Origin of the sequence: Lysobacter firmicutimachus (assembly GCF_037027445.1) — a bacterium.
Classification (GTDB): Bacteria; Pseudomonadota; Gammaproteobacteria; order Xanthomonadales; family Xanthomonadaceae; genus Lysobacter; species Lysobacter firmicutimachus.
Window position 1 is genome coordinate 3320139 of sequence record NZ_JBANDL010000002.1, and the last position, 23223, is coordinate 3343361.

The window sequence follows — 23223 nt, forward strand, 5'->3', positions numbered from 1 at the left end:
GCGGAGATTTCATGCGCACCACCCCGCCCGTCTTCCGTTCCGCCCCCCTTTCCGTGGCCCGCTCCGGCCTGCTGCTGATCGCGCTCAGCGTCGCGCTGGCCGGCTGCAACCGCGCCCCGCGCGACGCCGAAACCGCCGCGGCCGCCGACAAACCCGCCGTCGCCGCGCCGGTTCCGCGCTTCGACGCCAAGCTCAGCCTGGTCAACAACAACGGCGCGATCCGCTACGACGGCGTGGTCGACAGCGAGGCCACCCGCAAGGCGCTCGGCGTCGCCCTGGCCCAGGCCTACGCCGGCCAGATCGGCGGCGACCTGCAGGTCGACAAGGCCGCCAAGCCCGCGCCGTGGCAGGACCAACTGCCCCAGTTCGCCGCCGCCCTCACCATGCCCGGCGCCGCGGTGCGCTTCGAAGGCAACCTCATCGAACTCAGCGGCCAGGCTTCCGACGCCGACCGCGCGGTCTTGCTCGAACAGGCCAAGCAGCGATTCCCGGGCTATCGCTACGCCGGCCTGTTCGAGGGCGTCGGCGATGCGGCCGCCTCGCCCGACGCCGCGGCCCAGGCGCTGGCCGCGCTGCAGCCGGGCAAGGCCGACGGCCCGGCCGTGGCCAAGGCCCTGAACCAGATGTCGGTGCGTTTCGAGGACGGCGGCGCGCGCATCCAGGCCTCCAGCCTCGACATCCTCAGCCGCGCCGGCAAGGCATTGCAGGCCGCGCCCAAGGACGCCCGCTTCCAGATCGTCGGCCCGGGCGGCGGCGCCGGCCAGCCGGCCGACAACGAGGCGCTGTCGCGCCAGCGCGCCGAAGCGGTCAAGGTCCAGTTGATCGTCGCCGGCGCCAACCCGGGCGCGCTGGAGACCCGCGGCGAACCCGGTGCCGCCGCGACCCCGCTGCGGTTCCAGGCCCTGCCCTGAGCCAGGCTGCAAACTGAACGAGACAGCCGGGCCGGCCCCCTCGCGGGCCGGCCCGTTCGCGCACTCGCGGCCGCTGCGGCGGACCCGCCGCCCCAGCCCTGCGCCGCCGCGCCGGCGCAAAGCCCGCCGCCACGGGCCCTGCGTGACATCGAGGGTGACGCCTGCGGACCTTCCGTTGCGCGGATTTGCCCCCATCTCCCCCACTCGATACGCTCCTCTGTTCGCCGTCGCGCCTCGCGCCGGCGACCCTCCCCTTGCAGGCACCCGATGGCGCTGGACTACATCCGCATCCGCGGCGCGCGGACGCACAACCTCAAGAACATCGATCTCGATCTGCCGCGCGACAAGCTGATCGTGATCACCGGACTGTCCGGTTCGGGCAAATCGTCGCTGGCCTTCGACACGATCTACGCCGAAGGCCAGCGCCGCTACGTCGAATCCCTGTCGGCGTACGCGCGGCAGTTCCTGTCGGTGATGGAAAAGCCCGATGTCGACCACATCGAAGGCCTGTCGCCGGCGATCTCGATCGAGCAGAAATCGACCTCGCACAATCCGCGCTCGACCGTGGGCACGATCACCGAGATCTACGATTACCTGCGCCTGCTGTACGCGCGGGTCGGCTCGCCCCGCTGCCCGGACCATCACTACCCGCTGGAAGCGCAGACCGTCAGCCAGATGGTCGACCAGGTCCTGACCCTGGACCCGGAGCAGCGCTACATGCTGCTGGCGCCGGTGATCCGCGAGCGCAAGGGCGAGCATGCGCAGGTATTCGAGCAACTGCGCGCGCAGGGCTTCGTGCGCGTGCGGGTCGACGGCGAGTTGTACGAGATCGACGCGGTGCCGCCGCTGGCGCTGCGGGTCAAGCACACCATCGAGGCGGTGGTCGACCGCTTCCGCCCGCGCGATGACATCAAGCAGCGCCTGGCCGAATCCTTCGAGACCGCGCTCAAGCTCGGCGACGGCATGGCCCAGGTCATGTCGCTGGACAAGGCGGATTCGGCGCCGCTGCTGTTCTCGTCCAAGTACAGCTGCCCGGTCTGCGATTACTCGCTGCCGGAGCTGGAGCCGCGGCTGTTCTCGTTCAACTCGCCGGTCGGCGCCTGCCCGACCTGCGACGGCCTGGGCGTGGCCGAGTTCTTCGATCCGGGCCGGGTGGTCACCCATCCCGAGCTGTCGCTGGCCGCCGGCGCGGTGCGCGGCTGGGACCGCCGCAACGCCTACTACTTCCAGTTGATCCAGTCGCTGGCCAAACACTACAAGTTCAGCGTCGACGCGCCGTGGCAGTCGCTGCCGGCGCCGGTGCAGAAGGCGGTGCTGTACGGCAGCGGCGACGAGACCATCACCTTCACCTACCTCACCGAGAACGGCGGGCGCAGCCAGCGCAAGCACCGCTTCGAAGGCATCGTGCCGAACCTGGAGCGGCGCTACCGCGAGACCGAATCGGCGGCGGTGCGCGAGGAGCTGGCCAAGTACATCAGCCAGCGCCCCTGCCCCGAGTGCGCCGGCGCGCGCCTCAACCGTTCGGCGCGCAACGTGTTCGTCGCCGAGCGGCCGCTGCCGGAGCTGGTGGTGCTGCCGGTCGACGAGGCGCTGTCGTTCTTCAAGGCGCTGGAACTGCCGGGCTGGCGCGGCGAGATCGCGGTCAAGATCGTCAAGGAGATCGTCGACCGCCTGCGCTTCCTGGTCGACGTCGGCCTGGACTACCTGACCCTGGAACGCAAGGCCGACTCGCTGTCCGGCGGCGAAGCCCAGCGCATCCGCCTGGCCAGTCAGATCGGCGCCGGCCTGGTCGGGGTGATGTACGTGCTCGACGAGCCCTCGATCGGCCTGCACCAGCGCGACAACGAGCGCCTGCTCGGCACCCTGACCCGGCTGCGCGACCTCGGCAATACGGTGATCGTGGTCGAGCACGACGAGGACGCGATCCGCCTCGCCGACCATATCGTCGACATCGGCCCCGGCGCCGGCGTGCACGGCGGCGAAGTCGTCGCCCACGGCAGCTTCCAGGACGTGCTCAAGGCGCCGCGTTCGCTGACCGGCCAGTACCTCAGCGGCAAGCGCAAGATCGAGATCCCCAAGCAGCGCCACAAGCCCAACCCGAAGTCGATGCTGCATCTGCGCGGCGCGACCGGCAACAACCTCAAGGACGTCGATCTCGATATCCCGGCCGGGCTGTTGACCTGCATCACCGGCGTGTCCGGCTCGGGCAAGTCGACCCTGGTCAACGACACCTTGTACGTGATCGCCGCCAACGAACTCAACGGCGCGGCGCAGACGCCGGCGCCGTACAAGTCGGTGGAGAACATCGAGCTGTTCGACAAGGTGGTCGACATCGACCAGTCGCCGATCGGCCGCACCCCGCGCTCGAACCCGGCCACCTACACCGGCCTGTTCACCCCGCTGCGCGAGCTGTTCGCGCAGGTGCCGGAAGCGCGCGCCCGCGGCTACTCGCCGGGACGCTTCAGCTTCAACGTGCGCGGCGGCCGTTGCGAGGCCTGCCAGGGCGACGGCCTGATCAAGGTCGAGATGCACTTCCTGCCCGACGTCTACGTCCCCTGCGACGTCTGCCACGGCAAGCGCTACAACCGCGAGACCCTGGAGGTCCTGTACAAGGGCTTCAACATCAACGACGTGCTGGAAATGACCGTCGAGGCCGCGCTGAGCCTGTTCGAGGCCGTGCCGAGCATCGCCCGCAAGCTGGAAACGCTGATGGACGTCGGCCTGAGCTACATCAAGCTGGGCCAGAGCGCGACTACCCTGTCCGGCGGCGAGGCGCAACGCGTCAAGCTGTCCAAGGAACTGTCGCGCCGCGACACCGGCCGCACCCTGTACATCCTCGACGAGCCGACCACCGGCTTGCACTTCCACGACATCGAGCACTTGCTGGCGGTGCTGCACCGTTTGCGCGACGACGGCAATACCGTGGTCGTGATCGAGCACAATCTCGACGTGATCAAGACCGCCGACTGGGTCGTCGACCTGGGTCCGGAGGGCGGCCATCGCGGCGGCACCATCCTCGCCACCGGCACGCCGGAACACATCGCAGCCCTGCCGCACTCGCATACCGGCCGCTTCCTCGCGCCCTTGCTCGGCCTGCCCGCAGCCGACAGCGCGCACAAGAAACCTGCCGCCAAGCCGGCAAAATCCGCCACCAGCGCCACGCGCGCCAAGAAGAAGTCCGCTGCATGACCGATACTCCGTCCACGCCGGCCGCCGGCAAGAAAAAGCCGGCGCCGCGCAAGCGCGCCCCGCGCAGCCGCAAGAAACCGGAAGCGGCGGTGGCCGGCGCCGAAACGGCGGCGCCCGCCGCGCCGGCGACCGAAACCGCCCCCGCTCCGGCCGCCGCGCCCGCAGCGCCCCTGTCCGCCGCCGTCGCGGCCGTACCGACGCCGCTGATCAAAGTGCCGCTGTCGGTGCGCTGGCGCGACCTGGACGCGTTCAACCACGTCAACAACTCCAAGTACCTCAGCTACCTCGAGGAAGCGCGCCTGCGCTGGATGATGACCCTGCCCGGCCACGGCATGGACGACCATGTCGCGCCGGTGGTCGCCGCCGCACACCTCAATTACCGCCGGCCGATCGAGTGGCCGAACGAAGTCGACATCGAACTGTTCGTCGAACGCTTGGGCACCACCAGCGTCACCGTCGGCCACCGCATCGTCGGCGCGCAGGACCCGACCGCGCTGTACTGCGACGGCAACGTCGTCGTGGTCTGGATCCATCGCGAAACCGGCCAGGCCGCCGCCCTGCCGGAAGCCGTGCGCACGGCCTGCAATTCCTGAGTCCGGCGGCGCTGCGCGGCCCCGCACCGCGCAGCGTTTGCGCCCAGATCGCGGCTGGCCCGCGCAGGAGCGGCGCGAGCCGCAATCGGGTCGCGTAGAACCGGCATCGCCGCCGTCATCGATCGACACGGCGGCGCCCGTCGAAATACGGATAGCGCAAACCGCGATCGCGCAACGCCGACGCCTAGCCGCGCCGTGTTTCCGCGCAATCGGCGCGGACGTGCCTCGCGTTCCCGCGACGCGCTCCGGGTTCAGCGATCCGGCCTGATCTTCGCGGGCGCGGCCGCAACAACGCGGTCGCGGCTGAGGCCGCGGCTACAGGCGAAGCACCGGGGGCCCTCGACGAGCCGGCGCCGCGCTCATGGCGCCGGTTTACGCACCTCGAACTCGCCGAACAGCGTACCGCCGTCCTTCAGCGCGAACTCCACCGCCACCCGGCTGCCCGCCTTCAACGGCGCGCGCGGCTGCATCAGCATCAGATGCAGGCCGCCCGGCTTGAGCACCGCCGCACCGTCGGGCGCGATGCGCAGTTCCGGCACCGGCCGCATCTTGCTGACCCCGTCGACCAGCCGGGTCTCGTGCAAGCTCACCTCGCCGAACGCCGCGCTCTTCGCGCCGACGATCACCACCGGCGCCGCGCAGCGATTCTCGATCCGGCCGAAGCCGGCCATCATCGGCATCTGCATCGGCGGCAACCGCAACCAGCCTTCGCGGACCTGCGCCGCGCAGCCCTTGGCCGGCGCGGGCGATTTGGCGAGCGTCGACAGCGGCGCCGCGAGCGCGAGCGCCAGACCGAGTCCGATAGCGATGCGAGAAGCGTTCATGGGGCCCATCATACCCGCGGACATCGTCGCGTCGATGAAGGCCGGCAGGCGGCGCCGGGCGGCGGTACGGCCCGCGGCGACGAACGCGGGGCCGCCCGTCGCTCCGGACATGGCGCCGCAACGGCGGCCACGGCGCGACGGCTTCGCGGCGGACCGTACCGAACAGCGCATCGCCGAATCGTTCGCGCGCAGCCATGTCGATGCGAAACCGCACCCCGCCACGGTTCGCATCACCGGACCCTTGCCGCGCCGAAGCGATTGGGAGATCGTGTCGTCCCGTCAGCCGGCGAGCAGAAAGGCCCGCGCCATACCGTGTCCGGGTGAGCCGCAACCGCCGACGGCAAAGCCGAACCGACCTACGCCGTGCGCCAGCGCCCGCCCCCAGGACATCACACCATGAGCTTCGTAGAGACCCAGACCCACGGCGACATCGTCGAGATCCGCCTGAACCGCGCGCCGGTCAATGCGCTCGATCCGCAACTGTGCAACGAGACCCGCGAAGCGATCGACAAGGCGGTCAGCCACGGCGCACATGGCATCGTCCTCAGCGGCGGGCCGAAGGTGTTCTCGGCCGGCCTCGACGTGCCGTATCTGCTCTCGCTCGGCGGGCGCAAGGACCACCTGCTGCTGGCCTGGCAGGCGTTCTTCGGCCTGGCCCGCGCCCTGGCCTCCTCGCCGGTGCCGGTAGTCGCCGCGATCGGCGGCCACGCTCCGGCCGGCGGCTGCGTGCTGGCGTTGTGTTGCGACTACCGGATCATGGCCTCCGGGCCGTTCCGCATCGGCCTGAACGAAACCGAGGTGGGCCTGGTCGCGCCGGAAGGCATCCAGCGCCTGATGCGGCGCGTGGTCGGCACCTACCGCGCCGAGCGCCTGTTGGTCGCCGGCGAGTTGGTCGATGCCGAAACCGCGCTCAACATCGGCCTGGTCGACGAACTGGTGGAGATCGAACACGTCGCCACCCGCGGCCGGGTCTGGCTGGAGCAACTGCTGAGCTTGCCGCGCAGCGCGATGCTGCACACCCGCGCCCTGGCCCGCGCCGACCTGGTCGATGCGCTGCGCCCCGAGCACATCGAACTCGACCGCTTCATCGAGGCCTGGTACGGGGTCGACACGCAGACGGCGCTGCAGGCCCTGGTGGCGAAGCTGCGCAAGTAACCAAGCCGGATGCCGGCGCAGCGGAATCGGCCGCCGCGAGCCGGCGATCGGCAGCAGCCAACCTCGCTTCCGAGCGTTTTCGGCTCCGTTCCTGCCGACGTCCTGCGTCCGTCCGCCAACGCCCGGCTCACAGCATCCAGATCTCGACCCGCTCGTTCCGGTAGCGCGCGCCGGGACTGCCGGCCGCGGCCAGCGGCAGCGCGGTGCCCATGCCGCGCGCCTGCTCCACCCGCAGCCCGCGCGTCATGAGCTCCTGCGCAACCAGATCGGCGCGGTCGTTGCTCATCATCATCGCCGCCATGCTGGAGCCCGCGCTGGCGTCGGCGAAGCCCACCACCAGCAAGCGCCGGCCCCGGTTCGGCGGCAGTTGCATGAAACGGCGCAGGCGGTCGAGGTCGCGCACCGTGCGGCTGTCGTAGACGCTGGCGGCCACTCCGCTTTCGCCGCCGCCGGCGAAATTGAAACGCAGGCTCAGCGGCAACCGGACCGCGTCGGCGACCAGTTGCCGGTACTCGGCCGGTCCCAGCATGGTGCGGCGGACACGGCCGGGAACCAGCGTCATCGCCACATGGCCGCTGCGCGCCACGGCGCGCTGGCCCGAGCGGGCCATCGCGTACAGGGCGAAGCTGCGGCTCAAGGCGCCCATCATCTGACCGCCGTAGAAATACAGGCGCCGAGTCAGCGGATAGTCCTCGGACAGTATCTCGGTCTGGGTCGGCGCCACCGCCCGGCCGCCGTCGGCGATCGCCAACGGACGCGTGCCGGCGCCGTAGTGCGCGCCGATCGGAATCAGGCCGATCGCGTTGCGGTCGGCGGCGACTGCGGCGACCAGGCGCTCGGCATCGACGTGCAGCTGCGCCTCGCCGAATGCGGCGCCGCGCATGACCCGCTCGTTCATCAGGTCGCGCACCGCGCCGGCGGCCGGAAGCAGATGCAAATGCACTTCGCCGGCCGCGGCGCCGAATTCGCGCCAGTCGCGCGCCTGCCCCGAAAACAGCCGCCGCAGCTGCGTCACGTCGAGACGAACCAGGGGGTGGTCGCGCGCGACCACCACCGCGACGCCGTCGAGCGCGACCGCGAACTCCTGGTCCTGCGACGCGAGGTCGCCGAGTTGCCAACCGGCCTCGAGTTCGGCCGCGTTCGGGCGCCGGGTCATCATCGCGATCTGCGCACGGCCTTCGACCAGGTCGGCGAAGCCGCGCGCCGAATCACTGGACGCGATCTCCACCACCAGCGGCAGCCCGTCGCGCACCGCGTGGATTTCAGTCAGCTCGACGCGCGGACGACTGCGGCGGATGCCGGTGTAGCCGATATCGCGCAGCCAGGACTCGGCCACCGCCGGCGTCAACGCATAAGCCAGCGTATGCGAACCGTGGATGCGGACGCGTTCGGCATCCTGGGCCTGCACGACGAGCGCCGGCGCGAATAACAGTGGCCACAACACGAACGAGCGCAAAAACGGGCGCAGCATGATGCGCACTCCCCCTGTAAGAGTGCGCGCAAGAATGGGCGTGGCCTGTGACGCAGCGATTACGCGACTCCAAGCACATTAATGACGAAATGGAATGCGCTTATTTCGTCAAGTCGCAACACAGCGCGGGTGGGGATGCCGTCAGGGCACGGCTGCGGGTTGTCGGCGATGCCGCGCCAAAATTCCGTCTTCGCACTGCGCTTGCTTGGCACGCCGACAGCGGCCGAAGAGTCGCTGCACAGTCCCTATCGCGACTTCCGTCGCTCTTGCAGAGACACGGGAAGCGCGCGGCAAGAACGAAGCATGACGGTCGCGGCTTGCGCCGCTCCTACCCCTCGAGCGGTAACGCAACGAAGTCCGTTGCGTTTGTGCTTCTGCTTCTGCTTCTGTTGTCGTTGTCGTTGTCGTTGTCGTTGTCGTAAAGAGCTTGGCGCCGCAGCGATCTCGCGAGAACGCCCTGAAGCCCCGCAGGGAGGCCCGCAGGGAGGCTGGCCGTGCGCAGCCAGGCCAGGGACGGCCTGTGCGAGCAGCCCCGCGCAAGCCACGTCCCATAGTGGCTCTTGATCCGAAAACAGCCACGGCGTTTTCTTTGGTTACTTTTGGCCGAGGAAATCCAGTAGGACGTTGTCGCCTTGGACAAAGAAAGTGATCCGGTCGTTGCGGACGGACGCTTTGTTTTGAAGCTTGTGTCCATAGACGCCGGCGCTACGGTTTCGGGCTTCGATCGATGGCGAAGGCGTCGATTTCTCTGCGCGCCCCGGGGTCGCGGCTTACGCCGCTCCTACAGGGGGGGGGCATAGGACGCGGACGAAGGGGTGCTTTGAAGCTTCAGAGGCCGGCGAACGATACGCGCCGCGAGACCGAAAGGGCGCGGTCGCGGCTTGCGCCGCTCCTACACAGGGGCAGGCGACAACGCGCGGCTAGAGTGAAGGATGGCGGTCGCGAGTTGCGTCGCTCCCAACCCGTCGCGACGGTTTCCGGCTTCGATCGATGACGTCGGCGTTGGGTTCTCTGCGCGTCCCTTGGTCGCGGCTTGCGCCGCTCTTACAGGGCGGGCAGGAACGGACGGAGAGCGGCCGCAAGCTCACTCGGCGCCGGTCGCGACCGGGCGCTGCGGGTCTTCGATCCAGCCGCTCCACGAACCGGTGTACAGCGCCGCGCCGTCGAAGCCGGCGTGCGCCATCGCCAACAGATGATGGCAGGCGGTGACGCCGGACCCGCACATCGCCGCAACCTCGCTCGGCTCACGGCCGTCGAGCAGCGGCGCGAACTCCTGCGCCAGCGCCTCGCGCGACTTGAAGCGGCCGTCGGCCAGATTGCCGGCAAAGGCCCGATTGCGCGCGCCCGGCACGTGGCCGGCGACGCGGTCGAGCGGTTCGACTTCGCCGCGGAAACGCTCGCCGGCGCGGGCGTCGATCAGCAGGCCGCCGGAATCCAGCAGCGCGCGCACGTCCTGCGCGTCGAGCAGGCGGCGATGGTCGTAGTCGGCCTGGTAATGCGTCGGCTGCGGCACCGGCACCTGCGCATCGGTCGGCAGGCCGAGCGCGGTCCAGCGCTGCCAGCCGCCGTCGAGCACGGCGACGTGCCGGTGGCCCAGCACGCGCAGCAGGAACCATAGCCGCGCCGCCGCCAACGCGCCGTCGGCGCTGTCGTAGGCGACGACCTGATGCTGCGGGGTGATGCCCCACTCGCCCAGGCGTGCGGTGAAATCGGCCGCGTCCGGCCAGGGATGGCGTCCGCCGCCGCGCTTGCGATGGTCGGACAGGTCGCGGTCCAGGTCGGCGTAGCGCGCGCCGGGGATGTGCGCATCGCGATAAGCCTGCTCGCTGGCCGCACGGTCGGTCAGCGAGGTGCGGGTATCGATCACGATCAGATCCGGGCGGCCGAGCGCGGCGGCGAGCTCTTCGGCCGATACCAGGGTGGTCCACTGCATCATCGGATCGTCTCCAATCGTTGCCGCAGGTTCAACAGCATCGAAGCGGTCGCACCCCAAATGCGCTGGCTCGGCCAGCGGTACTCGAGCACGTGACGCGCGCGCCCCTTGTAGTCGAGGGTGCGGGTGGTGAGGTTGCCGGGGTCGAGCAGGAACGCCAGCGGCACTTCGAACACCTCGGCGACCTCGTTCGGATCCGGCTGCGCGACATAGCCCGGATCGATCGTCGCCACCAACGGCAGCACGCGGAAACCGGTGATGGTGACCAGCGGGTCGAGAAAGCCCAGCGGCGCGATCAGCGCGCCCGGCACGCCGATCTCCTCTTCGGTTTCGCGCAAGGCCGCAGCCACCGCGTCGGCGTCGTCCGGCTCGATGCGGCCGCCGGGGAAGCTGACCTGGCCGCCGTGCTGGCGCAGGCCGTCCGTGCGCCGGGTCAGCAACACCTGCACGCCGTCGCCGCGCGGCACCAGGCCGACCAGCACCGCCGCCTGCGCGCGCAGCGCGTCCTCGGGCAGCAGACCGCTGAGGTCGTCGAGGTTCCAGCCGTCGCTCTCCGGCGCGGCATCCAGCGGATGCAGCGCCGCCAACAGGCGGATGCGGGCGCGCGAGTCGGCGACGAGGAAATCGGCGCCGAAGCCGCCGGCGGGCGCGGCCCCGCTCATCGCCGGCCCGTTTCGCGCAGCGGCAGCACCTGCTCCATCAGGCGCAGGCGCTCGTCGTCGTTCATTTGCGACCAGCGCGCGATCTCGGCCGTGGTGCGCAGGCAGCCCTGGCACAGGCCGTCGTCGCCGAGTTGGCAGATGCCGATGCAGGGGCTCAGCACCGCGCGGAAAGTCGTCATGTCGTCCACTCTGGCCATGCGGCCATTGTGCCTCGCGGCGCCGCCCGGAGCAGCCGGCGCGCTCGGCGAATGCAGCGGCCGGCCGGGCCGGCCGCAAAAACGACTTGCGCCGGACGAGCCGGCGCAAGTGGGTACTGCTGAGCGGGTCTTACTTGACGCTGACCAGCTTGATCTCGAACTGCACCGCAACGTTCGGCGGGAACGGGGTGCGCGGGTCGGCGCCGTAGGCCTTGTCGGCCGGCAGGGTCACTTCCCACTTCGAGCCGGTCGGCATCTGCAGCAGCACTTCGCGCATCGCCGCCATCTCGATCTCGCTGACCTTGATCGCCGGGATCGAGTTGGCCGGACGCGCCTGCGCCGGACGCTCGCCGAACGGGAACGGGCCGGCGACTTCCAGGGCCACGGTGCTGGCCTGGGTCGGCTTGGCGCCGGTGCCGTTTTCGATCACGCGATACTGCACGCCGCTCGGCAGGGCCTTCACGCCGGCCTTGGACTTGTTGGCGTTGATGAAGGCGTCGCTCTTGGTCTTGTTTTCGGCGGCGGCCTTGTCCCACTCGGCCTTGGCCTTGTCCTGCTGGCGCTTCTGCATGTTCTGCACCGCAGTGCGCAGTTGGTCGACCGGCACCGACGGCTGCTTCTTGGCGTAGCCGTCCTGCAGACCCTTGACGATGGTGTTCACGTCGACCTGTTCGCCGCTTTCCACGGCATTGCGGCCGAGGTCGTAACCGAGCGCATAGCTCAGCTTGCCCTTCTCGGTAGAAGTGTCCTGCGCGACGGCGTTGCCGGCGGTCAGAGCCAGGGCCGCAACGGCGGCAGCAATCAGACGCAACTTCATTCGGTGGAATCTCCGCTAATGGCACGGGGCGACCTGCGCCGCCCCGATCGGCTGGGGACATCGTCAACCTGTCCCGATTTGAAAGCCCTGGCTCGGTCGTATGCGGCCGACAGGACGGGTTAGGATACCGGCGGCAGCGCTTAACCGCCACTGACGCCGCCCCGCTGTGACCGCGCCGCGGGCGCAGAGTTCCGTGGCCGCCGCGCCCGTTCCCCTTTCCCGAACTCCAACGGCCATCACATGACCGAATCGCCCCTGCTGATCGCCGATCGCGGCGCCGTGCGCCAGATCACCGTCAATCGCCCCGACAAGCTGAACGCGCTCAACGCCGCGACCCTGGACGCCCTGCTGGCCGCCTTCGAAGCCGCCGCGGCCGATCCGGCGGTACGCGCGGTGATCCTGACCGGCGCCGGCCCCAAGGCCTTCGTCGCCGGCGCCGACATCGCCGAAATGAACGGCCTCAGCCCGGTCCAGGGCCGCGATTTCTCCCTGCGCGGGCAGAAGCTGATGCGCCGGATCGAGAAAATGCCCAAGCCCGTCATCGGCATGATCAACGGCTTCGCCCTCGGCGGCGGCCTGGAACTGGCGATGGGCTGCCATCTGCGCATCGCCGCCGACAGCGCCAAGGTCGGCCAGCCCGAAGTCAATCTGGGCCTGATCCCCGGGTTCGGCGGCACCCAGCGCCTGCTGCGCCTGGCCGGGCGCGCAGCGACCCTGGAGCTGTGCCTGCTCGGCGCGCCGATCGACGCGGCCCGCGCCCAGCAGTTGGGCATCGTCAACCGGGTGGTGCCGGCGGCGGAGCTGGAAGCGGAAACCTACAAGCTGGCCGACCAGCTCGCCGCCTCGGCGCCGCTGGCCCTGCGCGGCGTGCTCGACTGCGTCGCGGTCGGCGGCGAATGCGGGATCGAGGAAGGCCTGGAATACGAAACCGCGCAGTTCGGCCTGATGTTCTCGACCGAGGACATGCGCGAAGGCACCGGCGCGTTCCTGGAACGCCGCAAGCCGGCCTTCGCCGGCCGCTGAGCCGCGCCGCAATGACCGCGCCCGTGTCCTGCCGCTGCGGCTGCGTCGCCGACGCGGCCGCCGCGCACGCGATCGTCCTGGCCCTGACCGCGGACGATCTCGACCGGGCCCTGGAGCTGGGCCTGGCCGGCCCGCTCGCTCCCGACTGCGCGCAGTGCGCACCGGAGTGCCGCCAGCGCCTGCGCACCGCGCGCGACGCGCGCCTGCGTGCGCTGGCCGCGCGCGAGCGCTACCGGGCACGCGAAACCCGCTTGCAGCGCCGCGCCGCCGAACGGGCCGCGCAGCGCACCGGTGCACCGGCGGCGGCCGCCGCGGCCGCAGAAGCCTCTGCGCCGCAGGCCCCTGTGGCCACGGCCGCACCGCCACGCCCCGCGCTGCCCGCCGCGGCCGCCGCGGCCTTGGCCCGGGCCAAGGCGAAAGCCGCCGGCCGGCCGCCGGACTGAACCGTTCCCCCGTCCACTGCCTTCGCATCGACCGCATGCCCAAGCCCGCCTCGCGCCAGCGCCCCGCACGCCCCTCCGCCTCCGCCGCTGCCGGGCCGAAGGCCGCTCGCTCCGCCGAAGCCGCCGTGCCCCGGCCGGCGACGTCCAAAGCCGCAGGCTCCGGAACCGGCGCGGTCAAAGCGGCCGCGACGCGTGCTGCGCCGCCGAAGTCCCGCGCATCGCAGCCGAAGGCGGCGACAGCCCGTCCGTCAGGGCCGCGCACAGCGGCCAAGCCGGGCGGGTCGGCATCGAGCCCGGCCTCCGCCAAGCCGCGCGCCGCCAAGCGCGTGCCGCGGTTGAGCCCGATCGAAGCCGAGGAGATGTTCTCGCGTTTGCGCGAACTCAATCCGCACCCGACCACCGAGCTGGACTACGCCACGCCGTTCGAATTGCTGGTCGCGGTCGCGCTGTCCGCGCAGGCCACCGACGTCGGCGTCAACAAGGCCACGCGCAAGCTGTTCCCGGTCGCCAACACGCCGCAGGCGATCGCCGCGCTCGGCGTCGAAGGGCTCAAGCCGTACATCGCCACCATCGGCCTGTTCAATACCAAGGCGGCGAACGTGGTGGCGCTCTCGCAACAACTGCTGGAACGCCACGGCGGCGAGGTGCCGCGCGACCGCGCCGCGCTCGAAGCCCTGCCCGGCGTCGGCCGCAAGACCGCCAACGTGGTCCTCAATACCGCTTTCGGCGAACCGACCATGGCGGTCGACACCCACATCTTCCGCGTCGCCAACCGCACCGGCCTGGCGCCGGGCAAGGACGTGCGCGCGGTCGAGGACGCGCTGCTGAAAGCCGTGCCGGCGGAGTACCTGCAGGACGCGCACCACTGGCTGATCTTGCACGGACGTTACGTCTGCAAGGCGCGCAAGCCCGATTGCCCGCACTGCGCGATCCGCGACCTGTGCCGCTTTACCGACAAGACGCCGGGCGAGCCGGAGCCCGTAGCCGCCTGATTCGCAAGGGAATCGGATTCGACGCACGGCGGTTGCGCCGGCGTCATCGCGCGGTCACGCCGGCGAAATAAGTCAGATCTGTCACATTTACGCAACTTTCACACCCTAGCCTGCGCGCCATCACTCCACGCCTCAGGGCTAGACCATGAAACTCTCGCGTAACACCCTCGCCGTAGCGTTGCTCGCCGCGCTGGCCGCTCCGGCCGCGCATGCCGAAGTCGCGCTGGACGTCATCGGCGACTCCGAAGTCTCCTTCGAAGGCCTGCTGCAGGCGGATTACAACGATTTCAACAGCGACGTCCTGAACCTCAACGCCGACCTGCCGGACGGCAAGGACAACGACAACGAGCTGCGCCGCGCCGAACTGGTGCTCAAGGGCAAGGGCCCGGGCAACATCGAGTGGGTCGCCGGCTACGACGCCAAGGCCGACAAGTTCCTCGACGTCAACCTCAAGTACAAGCTCGGCGGCGACAGCAACCACTACATCCAGGTCGGCCAGTTCAAGCAGCCCAACAGCCTGGAAGAGCTGTCCTCGACCAAGAACAACGACTTCGTCTCCAAGGCGATGGTCACCAACACCTTCGGCGTCGCGCGCCGTCTCGGCGCCGCCTACAGCTACGGCAGCAACGACTGGAGCATCACCGCCAGCTATTTCGGCCGCGAGCTGACCCGCAACCTGGCGCACGGCGCCGGCTTCGGCCTGCGCGGCACCTTCGCCCCGATCAACGAGAAGGGCAACCTGCTGCACTTCGGCCTGTCCTACGTCGACCTCGACACCGACGCCGACACCGCGCGCATCCGCACCCGTCCGCAGGCCGACCTGGCCGCGGGCCGCCTGGTCGACACCGGCAACATGCTCAACGTCGACCGCCAGAACACCATCGGCGCCGAAGCGCTGTGGGTGCGCGGTCCGTTCAAGCTGCAGGCCGAGTACATGCGTTCGGAATTCGACCGCTACGCGACCCGCGCCAGCTCGCAGCCGGGCAAGAAGTTCACCGGCGACAGCTGGTACGTCAGCGGCGTGTGGAACATCACCGGCGAAACTTGGGGCTACAAGGCCGGCGTGCCGACCACCCCGCTGCCCGACGAACCCGCCAGCGGCATGTGGCAGGTCGGCGTGCGCTACGACAAGATCGACCTCAACGACGGCTCGCTGCGCCCCGGCGCGACGCCCACCGCGGCGCCGATCGTCGCCGGCGTGCTCGGCGGCGAAATGGACGCCTGGACCGTCGGCGTGAACTGGTACTGGCGCTCGAACTTCAAGTTCATGCTCGATTACTCGATGGTCGACAGCTCCAAGTACATCGGCCGCACCAGCGCGACCTATTCGCAGAACCCGCGCTACAACAACCGCACCTTCAACCGCGTGGTCGACGACAGCCCGAACATCATCACCGCGCGCGTCCAGTTCTACTGGTAATCGGTCCCGGTCCTCTCTCCCCCTCCGATCGGCGACGGTCGTTACGGGCGCGGCGCTGCCGCGCCCTTATTTTTCCCGCGCCACGGCCCGTGCCGTGTCACCCGGCTGTCACATAAGTGCCTCGCGGCGGTCATTGGACCGTTATGAAATGCGCCGCAACGGTTACGTGCCAGCCGTCTCTTTTCAGGAGCCCACCGTGTTCAAGTCCCTGTCCTTCCGCCTGAGCGCCATCGCCGTCGCCAGCGCGCTCGCCGTCACCGCGCAGGCCGCCGACGTCACCGGCGCCGGCGCTTCCTTCGTCTATCCCGTGATGTCGAAGTGGTCGGCCGACTACGCCAAGACCACCGGCAAGAAGGTCAACTACCAGTCGATCGGCTCCGGCGGCGGCATCGCCCAGATCAAGGCCGCCACGGTCGATTTCGGCTCCTCCGACGCGCCGCTCAAGCCCGAGGAACTGAGCAAGTTCGGCCTGGCCCAGTTCCCGTCGGTGATCGGCGGCGTGGTGCCGGTGATCAACGTCCCCGGCGTGGCTTCCGGCGCGATGAAGCTGGACGGCGAAACCCTCGCCAACATCTTCCTCGGCAAGGTCACCATGTGGAACGACCCGGCGATCGTCGCCCTCAACGGCGGCCTCAAGCTGCCGGCGAAGAAGATCACCGTCGTCCACCGCTCCGACGGTTCGGGCACCACCTTCAACTTCGTCAACTACCTGTCCAAGGTCAGCGGCGAGTGGAAGAGCTCGGTCGGCGAAGGCACCGCCGTCAAGTGGCCGACCGGCATCGGCGGCAAGGGCAACGAAGGCGTGGCCGCCTACGTCAAGCAGATCCAGGGCGGCATCGGCTACGTCGAGCTGTCCTACGCGCTGCAGAACAAGATGGCCTATTCGCGCCTGAAGAACGCCGACGGCAAGTTCGTGCTGCCGACCGACGAAACCTTCTCCGCCGCCGCGGCCAGCGCCAAGTGGGCCGACGCCAAGGACTTCTACCTGGTCATGACCAACGCACCGGGCGAGAACTCCTGGCCGATCACCGCGACCAACTTCATCCTGATGTACAAGCAGCCGAAGAACGCCGCCGGCGCCAAGAACGCCAAGGAATTCTTCCGCTGGGTCTACGCCAACGGCGACGCCCAGGCCAAGTCGCTGGACTACGTGCCGCTGCCGGACGCGCTGGTCAAGCAGATCGAGACCTACTGGTCGGCGAACATGAACTACTGATCGGTTCGGAGGCGACCGGACCGGGGGGTTATCGGTCGCCGCCAGGGGAAGCAGATCGCGCAACGGGCCTTCGGGCCCGTTGTTGTTTTGGGGATTGGGGATTGGGGATTGGGGGTTGGGGGTTGGGGGGTTGGGGGGTTGGGGGTGGAACGCCAAGACGGCGTCGCTGTGAAGGCGGGGCCGGGGATTTCAGCGCGCCGCTCCCTGCCAAGCCCCGGGGCCCGGGCGCTCGCGGCACACGACCGGCCGGGGTCGCCTTGCGCCCGGATCGACCGCCCTGCCTGCGGCTAAACGGATTCCCGGCACGCCAGGCCCGCGCGACGCCTCCCGAATCGCGGGTGCCGCCGTCACGCTCAAAGCCGGACTCCGGGCCTTTTGTGACCGCCAGACAGCAGCCCCCTCCGCCAAACCGCGACCTCCGGCACCCGGAACCGCGCTTCGCTACAGATTCGTTACCGATCCATGTCATAGCGGTGTAACAAAAAGATCATCAAATGGCGCCACCCAGCCGGCGCCCACGCCGGCCCCTCTTGGAGCAGCCATGAAATCGCCGGCCCGTACCGCCGTCCTGTCCCTCGCCATCGCGCTCGCCACCGCAGCCTGTTCGGGCAATCAGTCCCCGACCCCGGCCGGCGACGCCAAGACCGAAGCGGCCGCTCCGGCCGGCGACCAGGTCGCCGCGCAGATCACCGGTGCCGGCGCCACCTTCATCTACCCGCTGCTGTCCAAGTGGTCGGACGACTACCACAAGGCCACCGGCGCCAAGGTCAACTACCAGTCGATCGGCTCCGGCGGCGGCATCGCCCAGATCAAGGCCGGTACGGTCGACTTCGGCTCCTCCGACAAGCCGCTGGCCAGCGACGAGCTCGCGGCCGCCGGCCTGGGCCAGTTCCCCTCGGCGATCGGCGGCGTGGTGCCGGTGGTCAACGTCGACGGCATCGCCCCGGGCCAGTTGCGCCTGACCGGCCCGCTGCTGGGCGAGATCTTCCTCGGCACGGTGGCCAAGTGGAACGACGCCAAGATCGCCGCGGCCAACCCGGGCGTGGCCCTGCCCGATCTCAAGATCAACATCGTCCACCGCTCCGACGGCTCGGGCACCACCTTCAACTTCTCCAACTACCTGTCCAAGGTCAGCCCGGAGTGGAAGAGCAAGGTCGGCGAAGGCACCTCTGTGCAGTGGCCGGGCGGCGTCGGCGGCAAAGGCAACGAAGGCGTGGCCTCGTACGTGAAGCAGATCAAGGGCTCGATCGGCTACGTCGAACTGGCCTACGCGCTGCAGAACAAGATGGCCCACACCCAGCTGCAGAACGCGGCCGGCCAGTTCGTCCAGCCCAGCGCCGAGGCCTTCCAGGCCGCCGCCGCGACCGCGGACTGGGCCAACGCCAAGGACTTCAACCTGGTGATCACCAACGCCGCCGGCGAGAAGTCCTGGCCGATCACCGCGACCAATTTCATCCTGATGCACAAGCAGCCCAAGGACGCCAAGCGCAGCGCCGACACCCGCGCTTTCTTCAAGTGGGCGTTCGAGAACGGCCAGGCCCAGGCGCAGTCGCTGGATTACGTGCCGCTGCCGGCGGAGCTGGTCAAGCAGATCGAGGCGTACTGGAGCGCGGAGTTCAAGTGACGAACCGGCCCGCGCGGGCGGGGGCATCGAACGCTGGGGCGCAGTGCGCCCTGGCCGGGTCGGAAAGCCTGCAGCGCGACACAGGTTGACGCAAGCCAGGCCGCAATGAAGCGCTGCATCCCCGTGTTCGCGGGGACGACGGCAGGTAACGCACGCAGCGCTCGGAGTATCCGCACTCCGGAATCCACGGTCTTTGCTCCGCCCGATCGCGGGCAAAGCATCTGATCCATCCAAGGCACCGCCTCAGGCACCACCGCCAGTCGCACCCGCAAACGCACCACCCGCTCGCAACCCCTTCCCCACGCGTGGCCCCGCCGGACTTTCACCCGCCAATGAACGCGACCGCCCTACCTGCCGCTCCGACCGCGCCCGCCGCGCGCGACGTCAAGGACGCGCGCAACGACCGCCTGTTCCGCTACGCGCTCACCGCTACTGTCGTCTTCGTCCTGTTCGCCCTCGCCAGCGCAGCGCTGTCGATGCTGTGGGGCGGCCGCCACGTGCTCGCCCATGAGGGCCTGAGCTTCTTCGTCACCGCCGAGTGGAATCCGGTCGAGGACAAGTACGGCGCGCTGGTGCCCATCTACGGCACCGTAGTCACCGCCCTGATCGCGATGCTGATCGCGGTGCCGGTCAGCTTCGGCATCGCCTTCTTCCTGACCGAGGTCGCGCCGCGCTGGGCGCGCGGGCCGATCGGCACGGCGATCGAACTGTTGGCCGGCATTCCTTCGATCATCTACGGCATGTGGGGCCTGTTCGTGCTGGTGCCGGTGATGACCGAGTACGTCACCCCCTGGCTCAACGACCATGTCGGCGCCTGGCCGGTGATCGGCAAGCTGTTCCAGGGGCCGCCGCTGGGCATCGGCATGCTCACCGCCGGCATCGTCCTGGCGATCATGGTGATCCCGTTCATCTCCTCGGTGATGCGCGAGGTGTTCCTGACCGTGCCCACCCGGCTGAAGGAGTCGGCTTACGCGCTGGGCTCGACCAAGTGGGAAGTCAGCTGGGACATCGTCCTGCCCTACACCCGCTCGGCGGTGATCGGCGGCATCTTCCTCGGCCTGGGCCGCGCGCTCGGCGAGACCATGGCGGTGGCGTTCGTGATCGGCAACTCGGTCAACTTCTCGGCCTCGCTGCTCGAACCCGGCACCACCATCGCCGCGCTGATCGCCAACGACTTCGGCGAAGCCACCGAGACCTACCGCTCGGCCCTGCTGCTGCTCGGCTTCGTGCTGTTCATCGTCACCTTCGTCGTGCTCGCCGCCGCGCGGTTGATGCTGCTGAAACTCTCGCGCAAGGAGGGCACCTGATGAGCGCCGCTACCGCTACGGCCGACCCGGCCCTGCAGCAACGCCACCGCACCGCCGACGCCCTGTACCGCCGCCGTCGCCTGGTCAACGCCGCCTCGGTGCTGCTGGCCTGCGCCGCCGCCGGCTTCGGCCTGTTCTTCCTCGGCTGGATCCTCTACACCCTGATCGCCAAGGGCCTGGGCGGGATCGACTGGGCGCTGTTCACCCAGAACACGCCGCCGCCGATGCAGGAAGGCGGCCTGATGAACGCCTTCTTCGGCAGCGCGGTGATGTGCGCGATCGCCATCGCGATCGGCACCCCGCTGGGCATCGCCGCCGGCACCTGGCTGGCCGAATACGGCGCCGGGCGCAAGATCGGCACGGTGGTGCGCTTCGTCAACGACATCCTGCTGTCGGCGCCGTCGATCGTGCTCGGCCTGTTCGTCTACACCCTGGTGGTGATGCAGACCGGCGGCAACTTCTCCGCCCTGGCCGGCGCGATCTCGCTGGCCTTCATCGTCCTGCCGGTGGTGGTGCGCACCACCGACGAGATGCTGCGCCTGGTGCCGGCGCAGATGCGCGAAGCGGCGCTGTCGCTGGGCGTGCCGCAGTGGAAAGTGATCGTGCAGGTGCTGTACCGCAGCGCCTCGGCCGGCATCGTCACCGGCGTGCTGCTGGCCCTGGCGCGCATCTCCGGCGAAACCGCGCCGCTGCTGTTCACCGCCTTCGGCAACCAATACTGGAACCACAACGTGCTGCAGCCGATGGCCAGCGTGCCGGTGGTGATGAACCAGTTCGCCGGCAGCCCGTACGAAACCTGGCAAACCCTGGCCTGGGCCGGCGCCCTGGTGCTCACCTTCTTCGTCCTGATCGTCAGCCTGCTCGCCCGCACCCTGGTGCTGCGCAAACGGATCTCCAATGACTGACCTGTCCAACCTCTCCGCCGCCCGTACTCCGGCCGCCATGAACGAGACCCGCCTCACCGTCGCCACTCCGGAGCGCGCGGCCGCCGCCGCCGCGCCGGTGAAGCTCGCCGCGCGCGGCCTGAACTTCTACTACGACAAGTTCCACGCGCTGAAGAACATCGACTTGGAGATCCCGGAAAAGCGCGTCACCGCGCTGATCGGACCTTCCGGCTGCGGCAAGTCGACCCTGCTGCGCATCTTCAACCGCATCTACGCCCTGTACCCGAAGCTGGAAGCGCGCGGCGAAGTGCTGCTGGACGGCGAGAACATCCTCGACGCGCGCTATCCGATGAATCGGCTGCGCAGCAAGGTCGGCATGGTCTTCCAGAAGCCGGTGCCGTTCCCGATGACCATCTTCGAGAACGTGGCCTACGGCATCCGCCACCACGAGAAGCTGTCCAAGTCGGAAATGAACGATCGCGTCGAACAGGCCCTGCGCCAGGGCGCGCTGTGGGACGAGGTCAAGGACAAGCTGGGCCAGAGCGCGCTCGGCCTGTCCGGCGGCCAGCAGCAACGCCTGTGCATCGCCCGCGCCGTGGCCTTGCGCCCGGACGTGCTGCTGCTGGACGAACCGACCTCGGCGTTGGACCCGATCTCGACCAGCCGCATCGAGCAGTTGGTGGAGGAGCTGAAGAAGGACTACACCATCGCGATCGTGACCCACAACATGCAGCAGGCCGCGCGCGTCTCCGACTTCACCGCCTTCATGTACCTTGGCGACCTGATCGAGCACGGCGCGACCGAACAGATCTTCTCGCAGCCGACCAAGCAGCAGACCGAGGATTACATTACCGGCCGGTTCGGTTGAACCGGCCGGGATTGGGGATTGGGGATTCGGGATTCGCAAAAGCGGCCCTCTCCCACCCCGATCCGGAGCCGTTGCTGTTGCAGTCGCCTTTCACCAATCCCTAATCCCGAATCACGAATCCCCGCCCATGACCATGCACGACCATATCGTCAAAAGCTACGACGACGAGCAGCGCCGCTTGCTCGACGAAACCCTGCGCATGGGCGAGATGGCGGCGTCGCAGTTGGAAGCCGCGTTGGACGTGGTGCAGCGCCGCGACGACAAGGCCGCCGAGCGCATCATCGCCAACGACGAGGCGATCGACGCGCTGGAGCAGGAAATCAGCCACGACGTCATGAAGCTGGCCCTGCGCGGGCCGATGGCCCGCGACCTGCGCGAGATCCTGGCGGCGATCCGCATCGCCTCGGACATCGAGCGGGTCGGCGACTACGCGGCCAACGTCGCCAAGCGCTCGACCGCGTTGAATCTGGCGCCGCCGCTGCCGCACGTGGCCGGGCTGCACGCGCTGGGCACCCTGGCGGTGGCGCAGCTGCGCGACGTCCTGGCCGCCTACCGCGACAACGACGTCGAACTGGCCCAGCGGGTGCGCGCACGCGACGCCGAAATCGACACCGCCTACACCGGCCTGTTCCGCGAACTGCTGACCTACATGATGGAAGACGCGCGCAGCATCACCGCCTGCACGCATCTGCTGTTCATGGCCAAGAACATCGAACGGATCGGCGACCACGCCACCAACATCGCCGAGAACGTCTGGTTCCTGGTCAAGGGCGAGCAGCCGCTGCCGCCGCGCGAGAAGCGCGACGACACCAACACCGCCAGCCCGGTCTGAACCGGTGGGCGGGCGCCGCGCGCGCCCGCCCGCGTTGCGCCGCAACATAATCCGGCCCGCGTCGTAACTCCGGCAGAGAGCCGGCCGCATTCCGTCGCCGCCTCGCCGCAGCGCCATCGCGTCGGCCATGAATCGCGGTTTCGCCGCGATAGCGCGCATGCAAGCGGTTTCTGTGCCTTGGGACTGAATCCGCTCTGAACAAAACGCGACGCCGGTCGCGTTGCGCGAACCCATTCGCCCCCTCCCCCCCTCTTGGTACATGCCCGCAACGCGGCGGCGCGGTGTATTTTGGCAACCCGGAGGAGGACCGGCATGACCCTGCTGATGGCCAACGGAGATTTGGCGGCGGCCCGCTCGGGCGATCGGGCGGCGCTCGAGCGCGTCTTGACGCATTCGCGCCAGGACCTGCGCCGCTACGCCGAATTCCACTGCGTCATCAACGACGTCGAGGACGCGGTCCAAGAAAGCCTGATCACCGTCTCGCGCAAGCTGCGTGACCTGCGCATGCTGGAATGCTTCGTGTCCTGGACCTTCCGCATCGTCAAGCGCGAATGCAACCGGCTCAAGCGCGCCAGGCGCCTGCTCAGCGGCGAGCCGATCGGCGAGGAGATCATGCCGGTGGTGACGCCGGAACCGGCCGAGTGGCGCCACGATGTCGCCGCGGCGCTGGAATCCCTGCCCGCCCACTACCGCGAGATCATTCTGCTGCGCGATCTGGAAGGTCTGACCGTCGAGGAGATCGGCGCGCGCCTGCGGATGACCCGCGAGGCGGTGAAGTCGCGCCTGCACCGCGCTCGCGTGCTCGCCCGCGAGTACCTGCAGCCTTGACCTCGCCCAGGCCGCCGCATGGCACCCGGCGACG

Annotated in this window: 19 protein-coding genes and 1 pseudogene; 15 read left to right on the forward strand and 5 right to left on the reverse strand. The window is 69.3% G+C overall.

Annotated features, from left to right (window positions below; genetic code table 11):
* The first annotated feature begins 11 nt into the window (after window positions 1-11).
* The 3 genes from V2J18_RS14415 (at window position 12) to V2J18_RS14425 (ending at window position 4693) form a co-directional block, all read left to right on the forward strand.
* Window positions 12-911 carry an OmpA family protein gene (locus tag V2J18_RS14415; protein ID WP_336132101.1) on the forward strand — a complete coding sequence of 300 codons (900 nt, stop codon included), beginning with the start codon at window positions 12-14 and terminating at the stop codon, window positions 909-911.
* A 267-nt stretch (window positions 912-1178) separates the two neighbouring features.
* The gene (uvrA, locus tag V2J18_RS14420; protein ID WP_064750120.1) at window positions 1179-4100 is read left to right on the forward strand and encodes an excinuclease ABC subunit UvrA; all 2922 of its coding nucleotides are present in this window, start codon (window positions 1179-1181) and stop codon (window positions 4098-4100) included.
* 203 nt (window positions 4101-4303) lie between these two features.
* Window positions 4304-4693 (forward strand): acyl-CoA thioesterase, encoded by a 390-nt coding sequence (locus V2J18_RS14425; protein WP_261370249.1) that lies wholly within the window; start codon window positions 4304-4306, stop codon window positions 4691-4693.
* 359 nt (window positions 4694-5052) lie between these two features.
* Here the strand turns inward: V2J18_RS14425 and V2J18_RS14430 are convergent, their stop codons facing one another.
* Complete coding sequence (locus V2J18_RS14430; RefSeq protein WP_261370246.1) at window positions 5053-5748, reverse strand: copper chaperone PCu(A)C; 696 nt, start codon at window positions 5746-5748, stop codon at window positions 5053-5055.
* A gap of 165 nt (window positions 5749-5913) precedes the next feature.
* Here V2J18_RS14430 and V2J18_RS14435 point away from each other — a divergent pair, with 165 nt between their 5' ends.
* Complete coding sequence (locus V2J18_RS14435) at window positions 5914-6672, forward strand: enoyl-CoA hydratase/isomerase family protein (RefSeq protein WP_336132102.1); 759 nt, start codon at window positions 5914-5916, stop codon at window positions 6670-6672.
* A 127-nt stretch (window positions 6673-6799) separates the two neighbouring features.
* On the opposite strand, the gene V2J18_RS14440 is transcribed toward V2J18_RS14435, so the two are convergent.
* The 4 genes and pseudogenes from V2J18_RS14440 to V2J18_RS14455 all read right to left on the reverse strand — a co-directional run bounded on the left by V2J18_RS14440 (window position 6800) and on the right by V2J18_RS14455 (window position 11752).
* Window positions 6800-8143, reverse strand: coding sequence for a substrate-binding domain-containing protein (locus tag V2J18_RS14440; protein ID WP_336132103.1), 1344 nt, complete (start codon window positions 8141-8143; stop codon window positions 6800-6802).
* A 1084-nt stretch (window positions 8144-9227) separates the two neighbouring features.
* Window positions 9228-10094 carry a sulfurtransferase gene (locus tag V2J18_RS14445; RefSeq protein WP_425606111.1) on the reverse strand — a complete coding sequence of 289 codons (867 nt, stop codon included), beginning with the start codon at window positions 10092-10094 and terminating at the stop codon, window positions 9228-9230.
* Window positions 10076-10917: pseudogene (locus V2J18_RS14450) on the reverse strand (NUDIX hydrolase). The gene V2J18_RS14445 and the pseudogene V2J18_RS14450 overlap by 19 nt, the downstream one beginning before the upstream one ends.
* A 148-nt stretch (window positions 10918-11065) precedes the next feature.
* Window positions 11066-11752, reverse strand: coding sequence for an FKBP-type peptidyl-prolyl cis-trans isomerase N-terminal domain-containing protein (locus V2J18_RS14455; protein WP_064750116.1), 687 nt, complete (start codon window positions 11750-11752; stop codon window positions 11066-11068).
* 240 nt (window positions 11753-11992) lie between these two features.
* On the opposite strand from V2J18_RS14455, the gene V2J18_RS14460 reads away from it, so the two are divergent.
* The 11 genes from V2J18_RS14460 to V2J18_RS14510 all read left to right on the forward strand — a co-directional run bounded on the left by V2J18_RS14460 (window position 11993) and on the right by V2J18_RS14510 (window position 23189).
* The gene (locus V2J18_RS14460) at window positions 11993-12775 is read left to right on the forward strand and encodes an enoyl-CoA hydratase/isomerase family protein (protein WP_064750115.1); all 783 of its coding nucleotides are present in this window, start codon (window positions 11993-11995) and stop codon (window positions 12773-12775) included.
* Between the two features lie 11 nt (window positions 12776-12786).
* A complete protein-coding gene (locus V2J18_RS14465) occupies window positions 12787-13218 on the forward strand; it encodes a hypothetical protein (RefSeq protein ID WP_336132105.1) in 432 nt (143 codons plus the stop codon).
* Between the two features lie 359 nt (window positions 13219-13577).
* Window positions 13578-14210 (forward strand): endonuclease III, encoded by a 633-nt coding sequence (gene nth, locus V2J18_RS14470; protein WP_425606112.1) that lies wholly within the window; start codon window positions 13578-13580, stop codon window positions 14208-14210.
* A 145-nt stretch (window positions 14211-14355) separates the two neighbouring features.
* Window positions 14356-15630: an OprO/OprP family phosphate-selective porin gene (locus tag V2J18_RS14475; RefSeq protein ID WP_064750113.1), complete on the forward strand. Its 1275-nt coding sequence runs from the start codon at window positions 14356-14358 to the stop codon at window positions 15628-15630.
* 148 nt (window positions 15631-15778) lie between these two features.
* Window positions 15779-16846, forward strand: coding sequence for a phosphate ABC transporter substrate-binding protein PstS (gene pstS, locus V2J18_RS14480; protein WP_064750112.1), 1068 nt, complete (start codon window positions 15779-15781; stop codon window positions 16844-16846).
* Between the two features lie 541 nt (window positions 16847-17387).
* Window positions 17388-18470: a phosphate ABC transporter substrate-binding protein PstS gene (gene pstS / locus V2J18_RS14485; RefSeq protein ID WP_336132107.1), complete on the forward strand. Its 1083-nt coding sequence runs from the start codon at window positions 17388-17390 to the stop codon at window positions 18468-18470.
* 332 nt (window positions 18471-18802) lie between these two features.
* On the forward strand, window positions 18803-19777 hold the full coding sequence (gene pstC, locus V2J18_RS14490; protein WP_336132108.1) for a phosphate ABC transporter permease subunit PstC: 975 nt from the start codon (window positions 18803-18805) through the stop codon (window positions 19775-19777).
* Complete coding sequence (gene pstA, locus V2J18_RS14495) at window positions 19777-20682, forward strand: phosphate ABC transporter permease PstA (RefSeq protein WP_064750107.1); 906 nt, start codon at window positions 19777-19779, stop codon at window positions 20680-20682. The genes pstC and pstA overlap by 1 nt, the downstream gene beginning before the upstream one ends.
* On the forward strand, window positions 20675-21529 hold the full coding sequence (gene pstB / locus V2J18_RS14500) for a phosphate ABC transporter ATP-binding protein PstB (protein WP_425606027.1): 855 nt from the start codon (window positions 20675-20677) through the stop codon (window positions 21527-21529). Before pstA ends, pstB begins: the two co-directional genes overlap by 8 nt.
* A gap of 127 nt (window positions 21530-21656) precedes the next feature.
* Window positions 21657-22361: a phosphate signaling complex protein PhoU gene (phoU, locus tag V2J18_RS14505; RefSeq protein ID WP_064750103.1), complete on the forward strand. Its 705-nt coding sequence runs from the start codon at window positions 21657-21659 to the stop codon at window positions 22359-22361.
* 312 nt (window positions 22362-22673) lie between these two features.
* On the forward strand, window positions 22674-23189 hold the full coding sequence (locus V2J18_RS14510; protein ID WP_336132109.1) for an RNA polymerase sigma factor: 516 nt from the start codon (window positions 22674-22676) through the stop codon (window positions 23187-23189).
* The last annotated feature ends 34 nt before the right edge of the window (window positions 23190-23223 follow it).